The following is an 18,015-nucleotide window of genomic DNA, read 5'->3' as shown; positions in this document are numbered from 1 at the left end:
TGGTGGTGGTCCGGTGCAACCGGTCGGGTGGTGGTGGTCCGGTGCAACCGGTCGGGTGGTGGTCCGGCCGCGTGGTGGAGCCGCCGATGATCATGCCCTTGTCATGTGCTGTGTAGGGTGACCGGCGTGGCGAGAGTGCGGTTGAGCGTGGCCGAGCGGCGGGACGAGCTGCTGCGGGCCGCCGTCGGACAGATCGAGGCGCGTGGCGTCGCCGCCGTCCGGATCTCCGACGTGGCCTCCGCCCTCGGGGTGAGCAACGCCCTGGTGCTCTACCACTTCTCGTCCAAGGAACAGCTGGTCACCGCCGCCTTCGCGCACGCCGCCGAGGCCGACCTCGCGCAGCTGCGGCAGCTCCTCGGGCGTCGCACCAGCGCCGTGCGACGGCTGCGGGCCGCCGTGCGCTGGTACGCCCCGACCGGGCAGGCCAAGGGCTGGCGGCTGTGGATCGAGGGCTGGGCGGCCTCGCTGCGCGACCCGGAGCTCCGGCGCGTCGCCGCCTCCCTCGACCAGGAGTGGAAGGCGGCGCTGACCGGGGTGATCACAGAGGGTGCCGCCGCCGGGGAGTTCCGCTGCGCGGATCCCGCGGTCGCGGCCTGGCGGCTCACCGCCTTCCTCGACGGCCTCGCGGTGCAGACGACCGCCTACGCCGGCTCCCTCTCCCGCACCGCGATGCTGCGCTGGGCGGACGAGGCCCTGGCCCGGGAGCTCCACCTCCTCCCCGACGAGGACGGCGAAGAACCCGGGAGCGACGGACCCGAGTAGGGCCGTCTCCGCGCCTGCGCCCCTCCGCGACCGGCGGCGCGGCGCGGCACAATCGCGGCTCCGCTTCGGAGTCCCGTCGTCAGATCAGCTCGTAGACCGCCGAGACCGTGATGTGCTCCTCGATCTCGCCCGGGGCGAGCGGCACGCTCGGCTCGTCGGCCGCGAGGGCGGGCGTGACACCGGGGCCGGGGCGCACCGACTCGCCCTCGCTGAGCGAGACGAGCCGGCCGAGCCGGTGTCCGCTGAGCCGGGCGTGCTGCGCCGCCTTGTCGTGCGCGTCCTTGTAGGCCGCCTCGCGCGCCCTCACCCGCAGCGCCGAGGGGTCGGCGACGTCGAAGACGACGCCGTTGATCCGGCCCGCGTCGCCGGTGGCGTCGTTGACCGCGCCGATGACCTGGCCCGTCCTGTCGATGTCGCGGACCTTCACGGAGAAGGACTGGCCCGCCTGGTAGCCGGTCACCTTGCTCTCGCCCTCGGAGGTCTGTGTGGAGACCGGGAACAGCGAGAGGCTGTCGGTACGGATGTCCCGGTCGGCGATGCCCTGCTTGCGCAGCACGTCGAGAAGGGCCTCGGCTGCGGTGTTCTGCGCGGCCATCGCCTCCTTCGCGGTCTTACGGGCGGCCTCGACGCCGACGGACAGGATCGCCAGGTCGGGGGCGGCGGCGGCATGGCCGTTGCCCGTGACGGTGACCGTCACGGGCGCCTCCGCACGGGCCGCCTTCCGGAGAGCCGTCCGCTCGGGCGCGGCGGCCAGGGCGGGAGCGGCGGTCCCGACGAGAAGGCCGCCGAGCACGGCGGTGGCGGCGAGCAGACGGGCGGTACGGGCGGCGCTGGGCCGACGGATCGTCACGGGCGGTCCCTTCGAGGATGGGTGCCGGGGCTCCGGCGGGCACATCCCAGCACCCGGCGCCGCCACCACCCGTACGCCACTCCTGACGGCGGCTCCCTTCACCTCTTTCGTACCAGCCGGGCCCGTCCGTCCCCCGTCTCCTCACCTCCCCTCGCCGCGTCCTCAGGTCTGGACGAGCGGCGCGTACGCGTCGGGCTGCAGACCGAAGGTCCAGGCGACGCCCTGGCGCGCGGTCCTGGTCGTCGGCGGCACCCGCAGCCAGTAGGTGCGATGGCTGCCGTCGGGCTCGGGAGTGGAGTTGACGACCTCGACCATCACCACGTCCTCGTCGTCGGGCAGTCCGATCCGCCAGAGGACACCCGTCTCGTCCTGGTGCTCGTGCACGGCTCCTGAGGCGGCGAGGTAGCGGTCGTAGCCGTAGTACTCCAGCATCACGCGCCGCAGTTCGGCGTTCTCCTCCTGCCGTATCCGCTCGGGGGTGAGTCCGGCGAGTCCGGCGAGGAACTCCGCGGGCACCGTCATGCCCCGCCAGGCGTGCAGGGCGAATCCGTCGGGGTAGGCGAGTGCGGGGCCGTCGCCCCGGTCGAGCCGCCCGGCCTCGTCGCGGTGGAGTTCGACGGGACGCTCGCAGACCACGACGGCGTTCTCGTACGGCCACCACCAGCCGGCGTTCTCGGCGACGGCGGCGAGGCCCGCGAGGCGCTCGCCCTGGCCGTCGAACGCGGCGAGCCAGGCGGCGTCGTGCTGACCGAGCACCGCGTCGAGCAGTACGAGACGGACGTCGTCCGGCCCTTCGTCCCCCTCCTCCGCCGCCTCGACGGCCTCGGTCACCCCCGCCCGTATCCGGTCGGCGAGGGCCCGGGTGAGGTCCCAGAGCACCGCCCCGGTCGACTGCCAGTGCGCCGCCCAGGCGGCGGGCCCCAGGGCGTCGTGGAGGCGGCGCCGCTCCTCGGCCCACGGTCGGGTGCGCACCTCCTCCCGTACCGAGCGGCCCGGGTCCGGCAGGCGGGCCAGGAGCGCCACGGCCTCGACGGGCGAGTCCGCCCAGAGGACGCGGTCGGGTTCGGCGAGGCCGGCCGTGCGGTAGGCGAGCCGGACGCCGGCCTCGGCGGCGGCGCGGTCGGCGGGCCCGGTGGCCGCGGCGACGGAGCGCCACTTGTCCTGTGCGGTGGTGCGGTTCATGTCGGTGTCCCCCAGGATCTCGTTCGGTCGGTGCGGGTTCTCGGTCATGCGGTGAGTCGTTCGGTCGGCCAGTGGGTGAGGCGGTCAGTCCGCGACGATCCGGTACGCGCCGGGCACGTACTCCCGCTGGCGCACGACCCGGTACCAGCCCTTGGGCAGCGCGATCGGCGCGTGCTCCTCGTGCACCACCCGGCCCCCCTCAGGGAGTTCGAGCAGGAGCGGGCCGAAGGGCCCCGGCTCCCGCACGAGCCGCCCGGGTCCGGGGATCGCGTGGGCGTGACGGGTGACCTCGCCGAGCGCGAGGACCAGCCGGCCCCTGGCGTCCCTGGGCTCCCCCGCGGCCGTCCTGGCACGCTCGGGAACGGCCGTCTCCTCGACGGGCGCGATCAGCACGTCTCCCTGCCGGTACATGGCTCTCCCTCCCCGTCCGGCCGGTGTGGCCGGACATGGGAACGACGCTAGAGGCCGGGTCTGACAACGGGCCCCGAATCCGGCCCCCGGCCCCGTCGAGCCGACCCGGCCAAGGGCGTTGTCAGTGCCGCTTGGTACAACTCTTGGCATCAGCCGATCCACGTCGTCCGTCGCCGGGAGCACCGTCATGACCGTTGGCCACCACCTGAGGAAATTCCACGGACTGCCCGTGTTCGAGTTCCCCGACGCGGACGCGCGGGGCGAGCTGCCCGGCGCGGCGGACGTGGCCTGGCGGATCTCCGCCCCCACGTACAGCGACCCCGGGGACGAGGAGTGGGGGCCGCTGTTCGAGCGGTTCCTGAAGACGGTGGACACGGGCAGGGTGCGGGCGCTGATCGTCGGCGGCTGGAACGAGGCGTACGAGGAGTCGTCCGCCGCCATCGTCACGGCGCTCATCGCCGCGAACAACCGGCTCACCGGCCTGGAGGCCGTGTTCCTCGGGGAGATGGGGTCCGAGGACTGCGAGATCTCGTGGATCGTGCAGTCCGATGTGACCCCGCTGCTCGCCGCCTACCCGGCCCTGCGGGAGTTCGCGGTCCGCGGCGGCACGAGCCTGGCCTTCCCCTCCATCCGGCACAACTGCCTGGAGACCCTGGTCGTGGAGACGGGCGGCCTGGGCGCCGAGGTGGTGCGCGGGATCGTGGGCAGCGACCTGCCCGCCCTGGAGAAGCTGGAACTGTGGCTCGGCACCGACGAGTACGGCGGTGACAGCACGACCGAGGACCTGGCGCCGCTGCTCTCCGGCTCGTCGTTCCCCGCCCTGCGCTCCCTCGGTCTGTGCAACAGCGTGATCCAGGACGCCGTCGCCGCCGCCGTGGCGGGCGCCCCGGTCGTCGCCCGGATCGAGCGGCTCGACCTGTCCATGGGCGTACTCACCGACGAGGGCGCGGCGGCCCTGCTCGACGGGCAGCCGCTGACCCATCTCACCCGTCTCGACCTCACCCACCACTATCTTTCCCAGGCCATGGCGGACCGGCTCAGCTCCGCCCTCGTGCCGCACGGCGTGACCGTCGTCCTCGACGACCCGCAGGATCCGGAGGACGACGGCGACGGCGAGGTCTACCGGTACGTCGCGGTCGCCGAATGACCGCCCGCCCGCGCCTCGTGGTCGTCGGCGATCCGGCGGGCCGTCGCGTCGCGTTCTTCCGGGACGCGCTGCGGTCCGCCGGGCTGCCCGAGGCGCGGGCGGTGTCATGGCCCGAAGTACTCCGCGGCACGGCGCGGTTCGCCGCGGGCGAGACCGTACGCCTGGACTCGCCCGGTGAGGACCCGGAGGCCGACCGGCTGCTCCGGGGGGTCGACGAACCGTCGCGGGTGGAGGGCACCGGCCGCTGGTACGCGCGGTTCCTCGCCGCCGCGGCTGAGCTCGCCGGGACCGTCGCCGGTTCGGGCGCCGTCCTCGTCGACGACCCCGCCGAGCTGGCGGCCCTGTTCGACAAGCGGCTGAGCCACGGCCTGCTGAGCGCCGCCGGAGTCCCGGTGCCCGAGTCCCCGACGTCCGGGCCGTCCGCCCCCGCCGTGCGCGGCTGGGCCGATGTGAAGGCGCTGACCGCCGGGACCGGGATGCGCAGGGTGTTCGTGAAGCTCGCGCACGGATCCTCCGCCTCGGGCGTGCTGGCCGTCGAGACGAACGGCGCGGGGCGGATCCAGGCCACCACCTCGGTGGAGCGCGGGCCCGGCGGGCGGCTCTTCAACTCCCTGCGGGTACGGCGCTACACCAGCGAGAGCGAGGTCGCCGCGATCGTGGACGCCCTCGCCCCCGACGGTCTGCACGTCGAGCGCTGGCTGCCCAAGGCCACCCAGGACGGCCGGGCCGCCGACCTGCGGGTGGTCGTCGTCGACGGGCGGGCCACCCATGCGGTGCTCCGCACCAGCCGCTCCCCCATGACCAACCTGCATCTGGGCGGCGCCCGGGGCGATCTCGACGCGGCCCGCGCCGCGATCGGCGCGGCCGGCGGGCGGTGGACGGACGCGCTCGGGGTGTGCGAGCGGGCCGCGGCCGTCTTCCCCGGCACCCGGTGCGTGGGCGTGGACCTGCTGCCCTCCACGGGCTGGCGCCGCTTCGCCGTGGGCGAGGTGAACGCCTTCGGGGATCTGCTCCCGGGCCTCACGGGCCTGCCCGGCAGCGGGGCGGAGGGCCTCGACACGTACGAGGCCCAGGTCGCGGCGCAGTTCCCGGCCGACCGCGGGTGGCACACCACAAGAACCACTGCCAACACCACCGGCACCAGCACCAGCACCAGCACCAGCACCAGCACCACAGGAACGAGCACCGCGTGAACCAGCCCGACATGAACGCGATCGTCGGAAGCCACGATCTCCTCCTGGTCACCCTCGACACGCTCCGGTACGACGTGGCGGTGGAGCTGGCGGCCGAGGGCCGCATCCCGCACCTGGCCCGCCATCTCCCCGGCGGGGCCTGGGAGCGGCGGCACGCTCCCGGCAGCTTCACCTACGCCTCCCACCAGGCGATATTCGCCGGCTTCCTGCCGACGCCGGCCACCCCGGGCCCGCACCCGCGTCTGTTCGCCGCCCGTTTCGCGGGCAGCGAGTCGACCGCCGACGGCACCTACGTCCACGACACCCCGGACTTCGTCTCCGCCCTCGTGGGCGAGGGCTACCGGACCGTGTGCGTCGGCGGCGTCGGGTTCTTCAACAAGCAGCCGCCGCTCGGCTCCGTGCTCCCGGACCTCTTCCAGGAGAGCCACTGGGAGCCCTCCTTCGGCGTGGCCTCCCCCACCTCCTTCGAGTCGCAGGTGACGCGCGCCGAGGAGGTCGTCGCCGGGCTCCCCCACGAGCAACGGCTGTTCCTCTTCGTCAACGTGTCCGCGCTGCACCAGCCCAACTGGTTCCACCTGCCGGGCGCGACCCGCGAGGCCGGCGACTCCCGGGCCACCCACGCGGCGGCCCTCGTCTACATCGACCGGCACATCGGGCGGCTCTTCGCCGCGATGAGCAGCCGCCGCCCGTGCTTCGCGATCGTCTGCTCCGACCACGGCACGGCCTACGGGGAGGACGGCCACACCGGCCATCGCCTCGGCCACGAGGTCGTCTGGACCGTCCCGTACGCGCAGTTCGAGCTGGCGGGCCCGGAGCCGGAGGCCGTGGCATGAGCGACCGAGCCACCCCGCGCCCGTACCGGAGCTATGTCTACGCGTACCCGCACAAGACGGCGTACCGGCCGCTGCCCGCCCCGGGGCCGTCCCTGGCCGCGCTCTGGCGGGGCGAGCCGAAGGACGCGCTCTCCCTCTACGCGCACATACCGTTCTGCGAGGTCCGCTGCGGTTTCTGCAACCTCTTCACCCGCATCGGCGCCCCGGACGAGCTGACGACCCGCTACCTCGACGCACTCGACCGTCAGGCCACCGCCGTGCGCGAGGCCCTCGGGGACACCGAACCGGTGCGGTTCGCGACGGCCGCGTTCGGCGGCGGCACGCCCACCTTCCTCACCGCCGCCGAGCTGGAGCGGCTCTGCGACATCGCCGAGAAGCGGATGGGGGCGGATCTGCGGGCGGTGCCGCTCTCCGTGGAGACCTCGCCGTCGACGGCGACCGCCGACCGCCTCGCGGTCCTCGCCGAGCGGGGAGCGACCCGGCTCAGCATCGGCGTGCAGAGCTTCGTGGAGGCCGAGGCACGGGCGGCCGTCCGGCCGCAGCGGCGCGCCGACGTCGAGGCGGCGCTCGGCCGCATCCGGGAGACCGGCGTCCCCGTGCTGAACATCGACCTGATCTACGGGATCGACGGCCAGACGGAGCGGTCATGGCGGCTCTCGCTGGACGCGGCCCTCGCCTGGCGGCCCGAGGAGCTGTACCTCTATCCGCTGTACGTACGCCCGCTCACCGGCCTCGGCCGGATCCAGGACCCCGCGGCGGCCGACCAGGCCTGGGACGAGCAGCGGCTCCGCCTCTACCGGTACGGCAGGGACCATCTCCTCGCGCACGGCTACGAGCAGGTGTCGATGCGGATGTTCCGCCGCGCGGACGCCGGTCCCTCCGGCCCGGACGACTACGCCTGCCAGACGGACGGCATGATCGGCCTGGGCTGCGGGGCCCGCTCGTACACCTCCGCCCTGCACTACTCCTTCGACTACGCCGTCGACATGCGGAGGATCCGCACGATCATCGACACCTACACGGAGACGGAGGACTTCGCACGCGCCCGGCACGGCTACGGAACGACCGGGGCCGAGGCCCGGCGCCGTCACCTCCTCCAGTCGCTGCTCCAGGCGGAGGGGATGCCCGTCGACGGGTACGAGGCGCGATTCGGTTCTTCTCCCTTCACCGACTTCGGCCCGGACCTCGCCCGGTTCGAGGGCTACGGCTGGCTGGACACGGCGGCCCCGGCGGGGCTGCTGCGCCTGTCCCCCGAGGGCCTCGCGCACTCCGACGGGCTGGGCCCCGAGCTCTTCTCCCCCGCCGTACGGGCCGCGATGGCCGCGTACGAGGCGAAGTAGGCGGCGACCGTGGACCTGACACCGCTCCTGTCACCCGGCCCGGCCACGGGCATGGACCTGACGCTGCTCTACCGCGGCCCGCTCTCCTCCTGCGACTTCGACTGCCCCTACTGCCCCTTCGCCAAGCGCCGCGACAGCCGGGAGCAGCTGCGCGCGGACCGGGCCGCGCTCGACCGGTTCGCCGGCTGGGCCGCCGGCCGGACCGGCGACCGGCTGCGGATCCTCTTCACCCCGTGGGGCGAGGGCCTCGTCCGCTCCTGGTACCGGCGGGCGCTGGTCGAACTGTCCCGGCTTCCGCACGTCGAGCGGGTGGCGATCCAGACCAATCTGAGCTGCCGGACCGACTGGCTGGCGGAGGCGGACCCGGAGAGCGTGGCGCTCTGGTGCACGTACCACCCGGGGCAGACGCCGTACGAGCGCTTCCTCGGCAAGTGCGGTGAGCTGGCCGACCGGGGCATCCGGTTCAGCGTCGGCGTGGTGGGCCTTCCCGAACACGCGGAGCACGCCCGCAGGCTGCGGGCGGCGCTGCCGGCGCACGTCTACCTCTGGGTGAACGCGGCGGAGGGGCACACGTACACCGACGCGGAGGCGGCGGAGTGGACGCGGATCGACCCGCTGTTCCCGTACAGCCGTCATCCGCACCGCTCGGCCGGGCTGCCCTGCCGGACCGGGGAGTCGGTGATCTCGGTGGACGGCGAGGGGACGGTTCGGCGCTGCCACTTCGTCAAGGCCGAGCTGGGGAACCTGTACGACGGTTCGTACCGGGCCGCCCTGCGCCCCCGCGCCTGTCCGCTCGCCGTCTGCGACTGTCACATCGGCTACGTCCATCTGGAGACGCTGCCGCTGTACGACGTGTTCGCCGGCGGGGTCCTGGAGCGGATCCCCGCCGGCGTAAGCCCGGCGGCCGTGGCCCCGACTACAGGGGCATGAGGTTCGGGCGCTTGGGCTCGACGTGGTCGCCGGAGCTCTCGCCGCGCAGGCGGCGCCCGATCCACGGCACGAGGTACTCCTTCGCCCAGTGGATGTCGTCGCGGCGCACTTCGAGCGTGCCGCGCGGGGGAACCGGCGGCCACGCCTGGTCCGGGTCGGCGGGGACCGGCATGTCGAGGACCTGGGCGGCGCGCAGCGCGACCCGGGTGTGGCCGTCGGGCGAGAGATGCAGCCGGTCGTCGTCCCAGGCGCGCCGGTCCTGGACGGACTTCAGCGACCACAGGTCGAGGACGGGGCACCCGTAGCGGTCGGCGATGGCCCGGACGTGCCCGTTGTAGGTGGCGATCTTGCCGCGCAGGTGCTTGAGGAGGATCACGTCGCGGGTGTCGAAGCCGGTGGTCACCATGACGGTGCCGACGGCGGAGGTCAGTTCGGCGACGGCGCGCTCGAAGCGCTCGGCGACGTCGTCGGGGTCCGTGCCGGGGCGGATGATGTCGTTTCCGCCGGCGCAGAAGGTGACCAGATCGGGGGCGAGTTCCTTCGCCCTGGGGACCTGTTCCGCCACGATCTGATCGAGGAGGCGCCCACGTACGGCCAGGTTGGCGTAGCGGAAGGCGTCGTGCTCCGGCAGCTGGTCGGCGAGCAGCACCGCGAAGCGGTCCGCCCAGCCGACGTAGGTCCCGTCGGGTCCGGGGTCTCCGACGCCCTCGGTGAAGCTGTCACCGATCGCCGCGTACGACCCGAATGCGTTCTTGTCTGTTGATCTCGAATCGTCTGCCACGGGAGCACATCCTTCCCTTTCGGATGTGACCTACGCGACCGTAAGGAGGGGTTGACTCAGGGTGACATATGCCACCGATAAAGAATTCGCCAAGCCGGAATACACCGACGGCCCGGCACACACGTGCCGGGCCGCCGGAGATTCCGTGGGCGTCAGACGGAGACGCCGTGCTGGCGGAGGTAGGCCAGCGGGTCCACGTCGGAGCCGTAGCTCGGCGAGGTGCGGATCTCGAAGTGCAGGTGGGGCCCGGTGGAGTTGCCGGTGGAGCCGGAGAGGCCGATCTGCTGGCCGCCGCTGACGGACTGGCCGGCTGAGACGGAGAGGGAGGAGAGGTGGGCGTACTGCGAGTAGTTGCCGTCGGCGTGCTGGATGACGACCTCGTTGCCGTACGCGCCGCTCCAGCCGGCCGAGACGACCGTGCCGGCGCCGACGGCGCGGACGGTGGTGCCGGAGGAGGCGATGAAGTCGACACCGGTGTGATAGCCGGAGGACCACATGGAGCCGGAGGCGTGGTACGGGGTGGAGAAGCCGCCGCCGCTGACGGGCGTGACCCAGCCGGACGCGGAGGCCGAGGAGCCGGAGGACCGCGAGGTGGTGGCGGAGTCCGAGGTGACGGCGGCCGGGGCTGCCGCGCGCTCGGAGCCGCGGGAGGCGCGCGTGGTGTCGCCGGAGCTCTTCGCGGAGTCCTTGCGCTCGGCCTTCGGGGCGGCCTTGGCGGTGCTCTTCGGGGCGGCGGCCGGGGCCGTGCTCTTGGCGCCGAGGGTGAGCTTCATGCCGGGCATGATGAGCGAGGGGTTCTCGCCGACGACCTGTCGGTTGTCCTCGTACAGCTTCTGCCAGCCGCCGGTGAGGTGGTGCTCGGCGGCGATCTTCGAGAGGTAGTCGCCGCGGACGACGGCGTACGTCTTCGGCGCGGCCTTCGCGGCGGTGGGCGCGGCCGGGGCGGCGGCGGCCTTCACCTGGGCGGCGGCGGGGGCGGCGGCCGGGGCGGCCTGCTCGGCGGCGTGGGCGCCGGTGGCTCCGAGAAGCGGGAGGGCGACGACGGCGCCTCCGGTGCCGGCGGCGGCGATGCCACGGGCCAGGCGGTTGGGCATGGTGCGGCGGTGCTTACCCTTTGCGGGCATGGCGAATTCCTCTCCGGCGCCTGCGAGGTGAGCTGTCGGGTTCGGACTGGAGATGTCCGGCCGCGTTCTCACGCGGCTTCACCCCGAGCCGTCCTTCTTGGAGGGATCGGCGACTTACCTGGGTCCCCCGCTCCTGCCTTGTACGGGTGAGTGCGGATTCCGGTCGGTGGCAGGATTCGGCGGTCCGTCCGGATTGAGCGCGACGCTAGACGAGTGGGGTCGGCGTGAACAAGCCGGGGTTTTCAATTGCTCCGGGATTCCGCGATATCCGGCCGGAATTCCGGTCACCCTCCGTTGATGACGGTCCCTCGATCTCCTTTTCCCGGGGGGCATTTGGAAAAGACGATCAGGCACGGTCCGTCACGGTTATGACGCTGCTCACGCAGCGATCCCCATCTCCCCTGCAACCCGGGCGGGTTATGGCGAACTCCTCAATACGGACAGATCGCCCATTCCAGAGCGAGGGGGTGTGCTCCCCCGCCGGCACCCGAGATGATTGCCCCAGGAATCGATCGAGAGAACAGGAGCAGCCGTGACGCAGCAGCTGCCGCAGGTCCCGCCCGCCGACGCGAACGAGCCCGAGCTGGCCGAGGTCCGCAACTTCCGGGACGTGGGGGGTCTGCCGACGACGGACGGGCGCGCGGTGCGCCCCGGCCGCCTGTTCCGCAGCGGCCACCTCGCCCACGCGACCGAGGAGGACGCGGCCTTCCTCGCCTCGCTGGGGCTGCACACGGTCTTCGACTTCCGGAACCTGGCCGACCGTAAGCTCGAGGGGCCCGACGTCGAGCTGCCCGGCACGCGGAACGTGAACATACCGCTCAACGACCCGGCCGACGGCAAGGAGTTCTGGAAGCTCGTCCAGGACGGGGACCTCGTCCAGCTGCGGGAGATCCTCGGCGACGGCAAGGCCGCCGGCCGGATGTCCGACTCGTACCGGAAGATGGTGGTCGAGCGGACCGCCGAGCACAGCCGTGTCCTGCACGCGCTCGCGGAGGACAGCGTCCCCGTCCTGATGCACTGCGCGGCCGGCAAGGACCGCGCCGGGCTCTCGATCGCGATCACCCTGCTCGCCCTCGGGGTCGAGCGGGATGCCATCGAGGCCGACTACGTGAAGTCGAACGACCCGCACCGCCGCTACAAGGTGCGTCGCAGCTCCACCGCCTCCGACGCCATGTCGCCCGAGGTGATGGAGCTGCTGAGCCCGCTGTTCGACGCGCGGGTGGAGTATCTGCGGGGCGCCTTCGAGACCATCGAAGGGACCTGGGGCTCGGTGGACGCCTACCTCGCCGAGGGCCTGAAGCTGGCCCCGGAGACCCGCGAGCGGCTGCGGGAGCGCCTGCTCACGGAGGCCTGAGCCCCGGCGGTCCGGGCCCGGTGACACTCCCGGGCCCGCGTCGCCTCTCAGGCACCCGGGACCGGCTACTGGTTCTGCCCGCCCAGCATGAAGAGCAGGTAGAGGAAGCCGGCGAAGAGGTGTCCGGCGATCAGATACGCGAAGAGACGGAGGACGAGCCCTTTGGGAAACTTGCCTTCCCCGCGCTCTTCGCCGGTGACAGGTCGTGACTTCTCGGACATCTCGGTCCTTTTCTGACGAAGGGGCGTGCCTCTCGGGAGGCGCGCGGGATCAGCGCCGATGCGGGGTCCCGTCACCGAGACACAGCTCGGCGGCGGGACTCTGCAGCAGGGTGTGGACGAAGAGCAGCTCGGCTCCGCCGGGCGTGGCGGCGCCGATCCGGTGCGGGGTGAGCGAGTCGAAGTGCGCGCTGTCCCCGGGATCGAGGACGTGGACGGCCTCGCCGAGCGCGAGCCGCACCCGGCCCTCCAGGACGTGGATCCACTCCTCGCCCGGGTGGACGCGCACGATGTCGGCCCGGGTGGCGTACGGCACGTGGACCCGCAGGCATTGGAGGGCGCGGCCGGCGCCGCCGGCCTGGCGGTAGATCCAACCGTCCGCCTCGACGGGTTCGGAGCGCCCGGCGCGGACGACGGGGTCCCGCTCGGGGGGTGCCTCGCCGAGAAGCTCGGAGACCGTCGTACCGTAGATACGGGCGAGGCCGAGCAGCATCGGCAGCGAGGGCTGGCGGTTCCCCGTCTCCAGGCGCGAGAGGTGGGCCGGCGAGAGCCCGGCCCGCTGGGCGGCGGCCTCCAGGGTGAGTCCCCGGCGGCGGCGCAGGGCCCGCAGCTGCGGGGCGACGTCGGGCAGGACGTCGGGAACGGCAGGGTCCGGGGGATGGTCCCCGGGGACGTGGTCCATGCCTCTATTTCGCCAGGATCGTGCCTCTGAGGCAAGTTTCTTGCCTCAGAGGCAAAAGCCCGGGGTCATCCGTCCGGCCACGCCTCTCAGCGCTGTGCGACCGCCTGCTTGACCAGCGTCTTCCCGAAGTCCCACATCAGCCCGCCGCCACCGTGGGCGTCGTCCATGACGGCGGTGAAGGCGGTGACGAACCGGTCCACGTCCGCCTCGTCGATGACCAGCGGCGGGATCAGCTTGATCACCTCCAGATGGTCCCCGGAGACCTGGGTGAGGATGTGGTGCCGCTGGAGCAGCGGAACCACGACCATCTGGGCGAAGAGGCCCTTGCGGGCCGCCTGGAGCATCGTCCAGCGGCTGCGCAGCCCCAGCGAGGACGGCCGGCCGAACTCGATCCCGATCATCAGCCCGCGTCCCCGGATCTCGTGCAGCAGCTCGTACCGGGGCACCAGCTCCTTGAGGCGTCCGGAGAGCAGGTCCCCGATCCGGCGGGCGTGCGCGACCGTCCCCTCGTCCTCCATGACCGAGAGGACGGCGAGCCCGGCGGCCATGGCCTGGGCGTTCGACCCGAAGCTCGCCGAGTGGACCAGGACCCGGTCCATCGACGAGTAGACCTTCTTGAAGATCCAGTCCTTGCCGAGGGTGGCACCGACCGGCACATAGCCGCCGGAGAGCGCCTTGGCGACGCAGACCAGGTCAGGTTCGACCCCCTCCTCGTGCTGGTACGCGTAGAAGTCGCCGGTCCTGCCCAGGCCGGTCTGCACCTCGTCGGCGATGAGCAGGGCGCCGTGCCGGTGCAGCAGCTCCTGGGCCGCCCGCAGGAAGCCGGGCGGGGACGCGTGGACGCCCTTGCCCTGGATGGGCTCGACGACGAAGGCGGCCACGTCGCCCTTGCGCAGCTCCCGCTCCAGGGCGTCGAGGTCGCCGAGCCCGATCGCCGTGTCGGGCAGCAGCGGGGCGAAGCCGTCGCGGAAGCCGTTCTCGCCGTTGACGGAGAGGGAGCCGGTGGTGAGCCCGTGGAAGGCGTGGGAGCAGTAGAGGACCCTGGGCCGCCCGGTGGCGTACCGGGCGAACTTGAGGGCGGTCTCGACCGCCTCCGTGCCGCTGTTGCCGAAGAAGACCCGGTCGAGATGGGGGCTGTGGGCGAGGAGGCGCTCGGCGAGGAGTCCGGGCAGTGGCTGGCAGTCGAAGCGGGTGAGATCGGCGAGCTGGGCGTCGAGGACGTCGTGGAGGGCCTGGCGGACGACGGGGTGGTGCCGTCCGAGACCCATCACACCGAAGCCGGCGAGCATGTCGAGGTGGTCGACCCCGTCGGCGTCCCAGAAATGGGCGCCCTCGGCCCGCTCGTAGACCTTGTCGAAGCCGATGGTGTGGAGCATGCGCGGGAGCTGGTGGTTGAGGTAGCGGGCGTGCAGCTCGTACCGCTCGCCGCCGCGCTCGGCGAGCAGCGCCCGCAGGTCGAACTCCCCGCTCATCGCGGCCCCTTCCTCTCCCGCTCCCTCCCCCGCCCGCTCCTCACGCGCTGTTCCCGGAGACGGTCTCCCTGATCGCGCGCAGGGATTCCTTGAGCGAGCCCATGGTGGCGAGGACGGCGGTGGGCTCGTAGCCGCAGTGCGCCATGCAGTTGGCGCAGCGCGGGTCCTTGCCCCGGCCGTACTTGTCCCAGTCGGTGTCCTCGATGAGCTCACGGTACGTGGGGACGTAGCCGTCGCTCATCAGATAGCAGGGGCGCTGCCAGCCGAAGAGCGAGTAGTTGGGAATGGCCCAGGCGGTGCAGGGGAAGTCCGCCTTTCCTTCCAGGAAGTCCAGGAAGAGCGGCGAGTGGTTGAGCCGCCAGCGGCGCCTGTTGCCCCCGGCGAACGCCTTCTTGAAGAGTTCGCGGGTCTGCTCGACGCCGAGGAAGTGCTCCTGGTCGGGGGCCTTCTCGTACGCATAGGCGGGCGAGATCATCATTTCGTCGACCTGGAGGTCGTCGTTGAGGAAATTGAGCACCTCGATGATGGTCTGCGGGGTGTCGGTGTTGAAGAAGGTCGAATTGGTGGTGACCCGGAAGCCGCGCCGCTTGGCCTCCTTGATCGCCGCCACCGCCTCGTCGAACACGCCCTCCTTGGCGACCGACTCGTCGTGCCGCTCGCGCAGGCCGTCGATGTGCACGGCGAAGGCGAAGTACGGGGAGGGGGTGAAGTCCTCCAGCTTCTTGCGCATCAGCATCGCGTTGGTGCAGAGGAAGACGTACTTCCTCTTGGCCACCAACTGCCGCACGATCTCATCGATCTGAGGGTGCATCAGGGGCTCGCCGCCCGCGATGGACACCATGGGGGCGCCGGACTCCAGGACCGCCCCGACGGCCTGGGCGACGGGCATGCGCTGCTTGAGGACGCCGGCCGGGTGCTGGATCTTCCCGCAGCCCTCGCACTTGAGGTTGCAGGCGAAGAGCGGTTCGAGTTCGACGATGAGCGGGAACTTCTCGCGCTTGCGGAGCTTCTGTTCGAAGAGGTAGGTCCCGACCCGGATGGACTGACGGAGCGGCATGGCCATAACTCGTTCACCTCCTGGGGAGCAGCAAAGAACGGTGCCATTCGAAGAATGCGGGAAGGACGGCACGAAGGACACGGAAGGCCGATATTCCCCCGCGTACCGTGCCGATCCGGACCAGTTCATGTTCTGGAGCGTCCACGACCACCCGGACGGCCGCAACCGGGCGGGCGCCCGGCCCGCCGCCGGGCGGCTCGGTGCCCCGGGCCGTACCCAGGGTCGCGGCGGACTCCATGTCGACGGCGATCGCCCCGGTGGCGCGCAGCGCGGCCCGCTCGGGCCCGCGCACCACATGGTCGGAGCCGGTCAGCGGCCCGGTGTGCACGGCCCGCCCTGGTACGGCTCTGACCAGCGCCTTCACCAGCAGTTCGGTGCCGGAGCAGAGGGTGGTGCCGTCCGGGCCACGGGTCTCGTCGGCCACGACCAGGTCCCCCGGGTGCATGCCGGGGGCGAGCCCCGCACAGAACCCGGAGGCGATGACGGCGGCGTCCCGCCACCCCTCCTCGGCGAGCGCCCGGGAGACCGCCGTACGGGCGCGGTCCGGCCCCATGCCGGTCCGCAGCACGGTCACGGGCCCGGGAGCGCCGCCCCGGTCGCCGCTGCGCAGGGCGAGCCGCTCGATGCCGAGCGCGCAGGCGATCAGCAGGGGCGGTGGGGCGCCGGGGCCCGGCTCGCGTCCCATCAGCGTTCCTTGCCGGGCGAGGGCTCCCCGTGCACGTAGCGCCCGAGCGCGGTGAGGGGGAAGACCTGACGGTAGAGGTGGTAGTTGATGGAGAAGTCCCAGGGGAAGCCGGTGCCGGTGAAGTGCGGCTCGTCCCAGGAGCCGTCCTCCCGCTGGGTCTCGGCCAGCCAGGCGACGCCGCGCCGGACGGGCTCGGAGTCGCGCTCGCCGGCGGCGAGGAGGGCGATGAGCGCCCAGGCGGTCTGGGAGGCGGTGGAGTCGCCGCGCCCGATCCACTCCTTCGCGTGGTACGAGCGGAGGTCCTCGCCCCAGCCGCCGTCTTCGTTCTGTACGGAGCCGAGCCAGCCGACGGCCCGGCGGATCGCCGGATGGGAGACGGGGAGCCCGGCCGCGGTGAGCGCGGGGATCACCGAGCCCGTTCCGTACACGTAGTTCACGCCCCAGCGGCCGAACCAGGCTCCGTTCGGGTCCTGTTCGGCGAGCAGCCACTCGATTCCCCTGCGGGTACGGGGGTCCTGGGCCATTCCCTCGTAGGCGAGCATCTCCACCACATGGGCGGTGACGTCGGCGGAGGGCGGGTCGATCACCTCGCCGAAGTCGCAGAAGGGCAGCTTGTTGGGGAGGACGCTGGTGTTGTCGGCGTCGAAGGCGCCCCAGCCGCCGTCCCGGGACTGCATGCCGAGCGTCCAGCGGGCGCCCCGGCCGACGGCCGCCGACACCCGGGCAGGGTCGGGGTGGTCGACCCGGCGGAGCGCGAGCACCACCTCGGCGGTGTCGTCGATGTCGGGGTAGGTGTCGTTGTGGAACTCGAACGCCCAGCCGCCCGGCGGCAGTCCGGGCCGGCGTACCGCCCAGTCCCCGGTCCGGGTGATCTCCTCGTCGAGCATCCAGTCGACGGCCTTCACCAGCGCCGGGTGATCGGAGGGGAGCCCGGCGTCGGCGAGCGCGATGGTCGCGAGGCAGGTGTCCCAGACGGGCGACTGGCAGGCCTCGATCATGCGGGAGCCGTCCTCCCCCCGTACGGCGAAGCGGTCGAGGGATTCGAGTCCGGCCCGCATGACGGGGTGCCCCAGGTCGTACCCGAGGAGGTGGAGGGCGATCACCGAGTAGACGGCGGGGGGCTGGATGCCGCCCCAGCAGCCGTCGTTCTCCTGGCGCTCGACGATCCAGCGGGCCGCCAGGTTCATGGCGGTCCTGCGCACCGCGCGCGGCGCCACCCGGTGGTAGACGTGCAGGGCCTTGTCGAGCCGCTGGAAGATCCCGTCCCAGCCGGTGACGGGGGCGAGCGGCCGGGGCGGGTTGGGGCGCGCCGGGTCGCTGTGCAGCTCGTCGAGCGGGAAGGGTGCGGGCCGTACCGGGCGCTTCGCGGAGACCACGGTGAGCGGCACGATCGTCTGCCGGGCCCAGCAGCCGAAGTCGTAGATGTTGAGCGGGAACCACTTCGGCAGGAAGAGCAGTTCCGGGGGCAGCTCGGGCAGGTCGTCCCAGCGCCACCAGCCGAAGAGGGCGAGCCAGATCCGGGTGAAGACCCGGGCGGCGGCGATCCCTCCGTCGGCGCGGACCCGGGCGGCGGCGCGGGCCATGTGCGGGGCCTCGGGCGGGTCTCCGGCGAGCCGCAGCGCCACATAGGCCTCGATGGTGGCGGAGAGGTCGCCGGGTCCGCCGTGGAAGGTGGGCCAGGCGCCGTCCTCGCGCTGCAGGCGGCGGATGTGGAGTGCCGCGGCGCGGGTGGTGTCGGCGTCGAGGATGCCCAGGAACTGGCGGAGCAGGAGGTCCTCGGCGTCCATGGTGACGTTGGTCTCCAGGTCGCCCTTCCACCAGCCCTCGGGGTCCTGCCGGGCGAGGAGGTGCTCGACGGCCAGTTCCGTGGCCCGTGCGGCGGCGCCGTCGAGGTCCGGCGCACCGGCGCCGGTGTCGTTCGTCTTGCTGGCCGCGGCTGCCCGGGGGCCCACGGCCCCGGCGCTTCCGTCGGTCGTCGCTGTCATGGCTTCCCC

Annotated in this window: 18 protein-coding genes and 1 riboswitch; of the genes, 7 read left to right on the top strand and 11 right to left on the bottom strand. The window is 72.6% G+C overall.

Annotated features, from left to right (window positions below):
- Positions 1-126 precede the first annotated feature (126 nt).
- Entirely contained in the window at positions 127-762 is a 636-nt protein-coding gene (locus tag V4Y03_RS29195) for a TetR/AcrR family transcriptional regulator (RefSeq protein ID WP_317875260.1), read from the top strand.
- 79 nt (positions 763-841) lie between these two features.
- On the opposite strand, the gene V4Y03_RS29190 is transcribed toward V4Y03_RS29195, so the two are convergent.
- The 3 genes from V4Y03_RS29190 to V4Y03_RS29180 form a co-directional block, all read right to left on the bottom strand.
- Positions 842-1,612, bottom strand: coding sequence for an SIMPL domain-containing protein (locus V4Y03_RS29190; RefSeq protein ID WP_332436852.1), 771 nt, complete (start codon positions 1,610-1,612; stop codon positions 842-844).
- 162 nt (positions 1,613-1,774) lie between these two features.
- Positions 1,775-2,794 carry a DUF6745 domain-containing protein gene (locus tag V4Y03_RS29185; protein WP_332437287.1) on the bottom strand — a complete coding sequence of 340 codons (1,020 nt, stop codon included), beginning with the start codon at positions 2,792-2,794 and terminating at the stop codon, positions 1,775-1,777.
- Between the two features lie 84 nt (positions 2,795-2,878).
- Complete coding sequence (locus V4Y03_RS29180) at positions 2,879-3,205, bottom strand: hypothetical protein (RefSeq protein ID WP_332436851.1); 327 nt, start codon at positions 3,203-3,205, stop codon at positions 2,879-2,881.
- A 187-nt stretch (positions 3,206-3,392) separates the two neighbouring features.
- Between V4Y03_RS29180 and V4Y03_RS29175 the strand changes: the two genes are divergently transcribed.
- The 5 genes from V4Y03_RS29175 to V4Y03_RS29155 are packed head-to-tail and all read left to right on the top strand — an operon-like array spanning position 3,393 to position 8,648.
- Positions 3,393-4,352 carry an STM4015 family protein gene (locus V4Y03_RS29175; protein ID WP_317878897.1) on the top strand — a complete coding sequence of 320 codons (960 nt, stop codon included), beginning with the start codon at positions 3,393-3,395 and terminating at the stop codon, positions 4,350-4,352.
- Complete coding sequence (locus V4Y03_RS29170) at positions 4,349-5,545, top strand: STM4014 family protein (RefSeq protein WP_332436850.1); 1,197 nt, start codon at positions 4,349-4,351, stop codon at positions 5,543-5,545. The genes V4Y03_RS29175 and V4Y03_RS29170 overlap by 4 nt, the downstream gene beginning before the upstream one ends.
- 11 nt (positions 5,546-5,556) lie before the next feature.
- On the top strand, positions 5,557-6,378 hold the full coding sequence (locus tag V4Y03_RS29165; protein WP_317878223.1) for an STM4013/SEN3800 family hydrolase: 822 nt from the start codon (positions 5,557-5,559) through the stop codon (positions 6,376-6,378).
- Positions 6,375-7,718 (top strand): STM4012 family radical SAM protein, encoded by a 1,344-nt coding sequence (locus tag V4Y03_RS29160; protein ID WP_332436849.1) that lies wholly within the window; start codon positions 6,375-6,377, stop codon positions 7,716-7,718. Before V4Y03_RS29165 ends, V4Y03_RS29160 begins: the two co-directional genes overlap by 4 nt.
- Positions 7,719-7,769: 51 nt before the next feature.
- Complete coding sequence (locus V4Y03_RS29155) at positions 7,770-8,648, top strand: STM4011 family radical SAM protein (RefSeq protein ID WP_317878224.1); 879 nt, start codon at positions 7,770-7,772, stop codon at positions 8,646-8,648.
- Here the strand turns inward: V4Y03_RS29155 and V4Y03_RS29150 are convergent.
- Both V4Y03_RS29150 and V4Y03_RS29145 read right to left on the bottom strand, forming a co-directional pair.
- Positions 8,635-9,429 (bottom strand): SGNH/GDSL hydrolase family protein, encoded by a 795-nt coding sequence (locus V4Y03_RS29150; protein WP_332436848.1) that lies wholly within the window; start codon positions 9,427-9,429, stop codon positions 8,635-8,637. The two genes, V4Y03_RS29155 and V4Y03_RS29150, sit on opposite strands and share 14 nt — an antisense overlap.
- Positions 9,430-9,581: 152 nt before the next feature.
- Positions 9,582-10,553: a M23 family metallopeptidase gene (locus V4Y03_RS29145; protein ID WP_332436847.1), complete on the bottom strand. Its 972-nt coding sequence runs from the start codon at positions 10,551-10,553 to the stop codon at positions 9,582-9,584.
- A gap of 2 nt (positions 10,554-10,555) precedes the next feature.
- Positions 10,556-10,712, bottom strand: a riboswitch (cyclic di-AMP (ydaO/yuaA leader).
- A 373-nt stretch (positions 10,713-11,085) separates the two neighbouring features.
- Between V4Y03_RS29145 and V4Y03_RS29140 the strand changes: the two genes are divergently transcribed.
- Positions 11,086-11,907, top strand: a complete 822-nt coding sequence (locus V4Y03_RS29140; protein ID WP_332436846.1) for a tyrosine-protein phosphatase — start codon at positions 11,086-11,088, stop codon at positions 11,905-11,907.
- 65 nt (positions 11,908-11,972) lie between these two features.
- Here the strand turns inward: V4Y03_RS29140 and V4Y03_RS29135 are convergent, their stop codons facing one another.
- From V4Y03_RS29135 to shc, 6 genes are all read right to left on the bottom strand, one after another.
- Complete coding sequence (locus V4Y03_RS29135) at positions 11,973-12,128, bottom strand: DUF6126 family protein (RefSeq protein WP_015037637.1); 156 nt, start codon at positions 12,126-12,128, stop codon at positions 11,973-11,975.
- A gap of 49 nt (positions 12,129-12,177) precedes the next feature.
- Entirely contained in the window at positions 12,178-12,807 is a 630-nt protein-coding gene (locus tag V4Y03_RS29130) for a helix-turn-helix domain-containing protein (protein WP_317878109.1), read from the bottom strand.
- An 86-nt stretch (positions 12,808-12,893) separates the two neighbouring features.
- Complete coding sequence (locus V4Y03_RS29125; RefSeq protein ID WP_332436845.1) at positions 12,894-14,279, bottom strand: aspartate aminotransferase family protein; 1,386 nt, start codon at positions 14,277-14,279, stop codon at positions 12,894-12,896.
- Between the two features lie 40 nt (positions 14,280-14,319).
- Positions 14,320-15,342, bottom strand: a complete 1,023-nt coding sequence (gene hpnH, locus V4Y03_RS29120) for an adenosyl-hopene transferase HpnH (RefSeq protein ID WP_317878111.1) — start codon at positions 15,340-15,342, stop codon at positions 14,320-14,322.
- Positions 15,343-15,349: 7 nt separating this feature from the next.
- On the bottom strand, positions 15,350-16,021 hold the full coding sequence (locus V4Y03_RS29115; protein WP_332436844.1) for a phosphorylase family protein: 672 nt from the start codon (positions 16,019-16,021) through the stop codon (positions 15,350-15,352).
- Positions 16,021-18,006 (bottom strand): squalene--hopene cyclase, encoded by a 1,986-nt coding sequence (gene shc / locus V4Y03_RS29110; RefSeq protein ID WP_317874908.1) that lies wholly within the window; start codon positions 18,004-18,006, stop codon positions 16,021-16,023. Before shc ends, V4Y03_RS29115 begins: the two co-directional genes overlap by 1 nt.
- Positions 18,007-18,015: the final 9 nt, after the last annotated feature.

The organism is Streptomyces sp. P9-A4, assembly GCF_036634195.1.
Taxonomy (GTDB): Bacteria; Actinomycetota; Actinomycetes; order Streptomycetales; family Streptomycetaceae; genus Streptomyces.
This window is presented reverse-complemented; position numbering and strand designations above follow the sequence as displayed.

Bases quoted from the DNA above. Each gene is read 5' to 3' on its own strand.
- V4Y03_RS29185 (WP_332437287.1), bottom strand. From the start codon at position 2,794: ATGAACCGCACCACCGCACAGGACAAGTGGCGCTCCGTCGCCGCGGCC.
- V4Y03_RS29180 (WP_332436851.1), bottom strand. From the start codon at position 3,205: ATGTACCGGCAGGGAGACGTGCTGATCGCGCCCGTCGAGGAGACGGCC.
- V4Y03_RS29175 (WP_317878897.1), top strand. From the start codon at position 3,393: ATGACCGTTGGCCACCACCTGAGGAAATTCCACGGACTGCCCGTGTTC.
- V4Y03_RS29170 (WP_332436850.1), top strand. From the start codon at position 4,349: ATGACCGCCCGCCCGCGCCTCGTGGTCGTCGGCGATCCGGCGGGCCGT.
- V4Y03_RS29165 (WP_317878223.1), top strand. From the start codon at position 5,557: ATGAACGCGATCGTCGGAAGCCACGATCTCCTCCTGGTCACCCTCGAC.
- V4Y03_RS29160 (WP_332436849.1), top strand. From the start codon at position 6,375: ATGAGCGACCGAGCCACCCCGCGCCCGTACCGGAGCTATGTCTACGCG.
- V4Y03_RS29155 (WP_317878224.1), top strand. From the start codon at position 7,770: ATGGACCTGACGCTGCTCTACCGCGGCCCGCTCTCCTCCTGCGACTTC.
- V4Y03_RS29145 (WP_332436847.1), bottom strand. From the start codon at position 10,553: ATGCCCGCAAAGGGTAAGCACCGCCGCACCATGCCCAACCGCCTGGCC.
- V4Y03_RS29135 (WP_015037637.1), bottom strand. From the start codon at position 12,128: ATGTCCGAGAAGTCACGACCTGTCACCGGCGAAGAGCGCGGGGAAGGC.
- V4Y03_RS29130 (WP_317878109.1), bottom strand. From the start codon at position 12,807: ATGGACCACGTCCCCGGGGACCATCCCCCGGACCCTGCCGTTCCCGAC.
- V4Y03_RS29125 (WP_332436845.1), bottom strand. From the start codon at position 14,279: ATGAGCGGGGAGTTCGACCTGCGGGCGCTGCTCGCCGAGCGCGGCGGC.
- hpnH (WP_317878111.1), bottom strand. From the start codon at position 15,342: ATGGCCATGCCGCTCCGTCAGTCCATCCGGGTCGGGACCTACCTCTTC.
- V4Y03_RS29115 (WP_332436844.1), bottom strand. From the start codon at position 16,021: ATGGGACGCGAGCCGGGCCCCGGCGCCCCACCGCCCCTGCTGATCGCC.
- shc (WP_317874908.1), bottom strand. From the start codon at position 18,006: ATGACAGCGACGACCGACGGAAGCGCCGGGGCCGTGGGCCCCCGGGCA.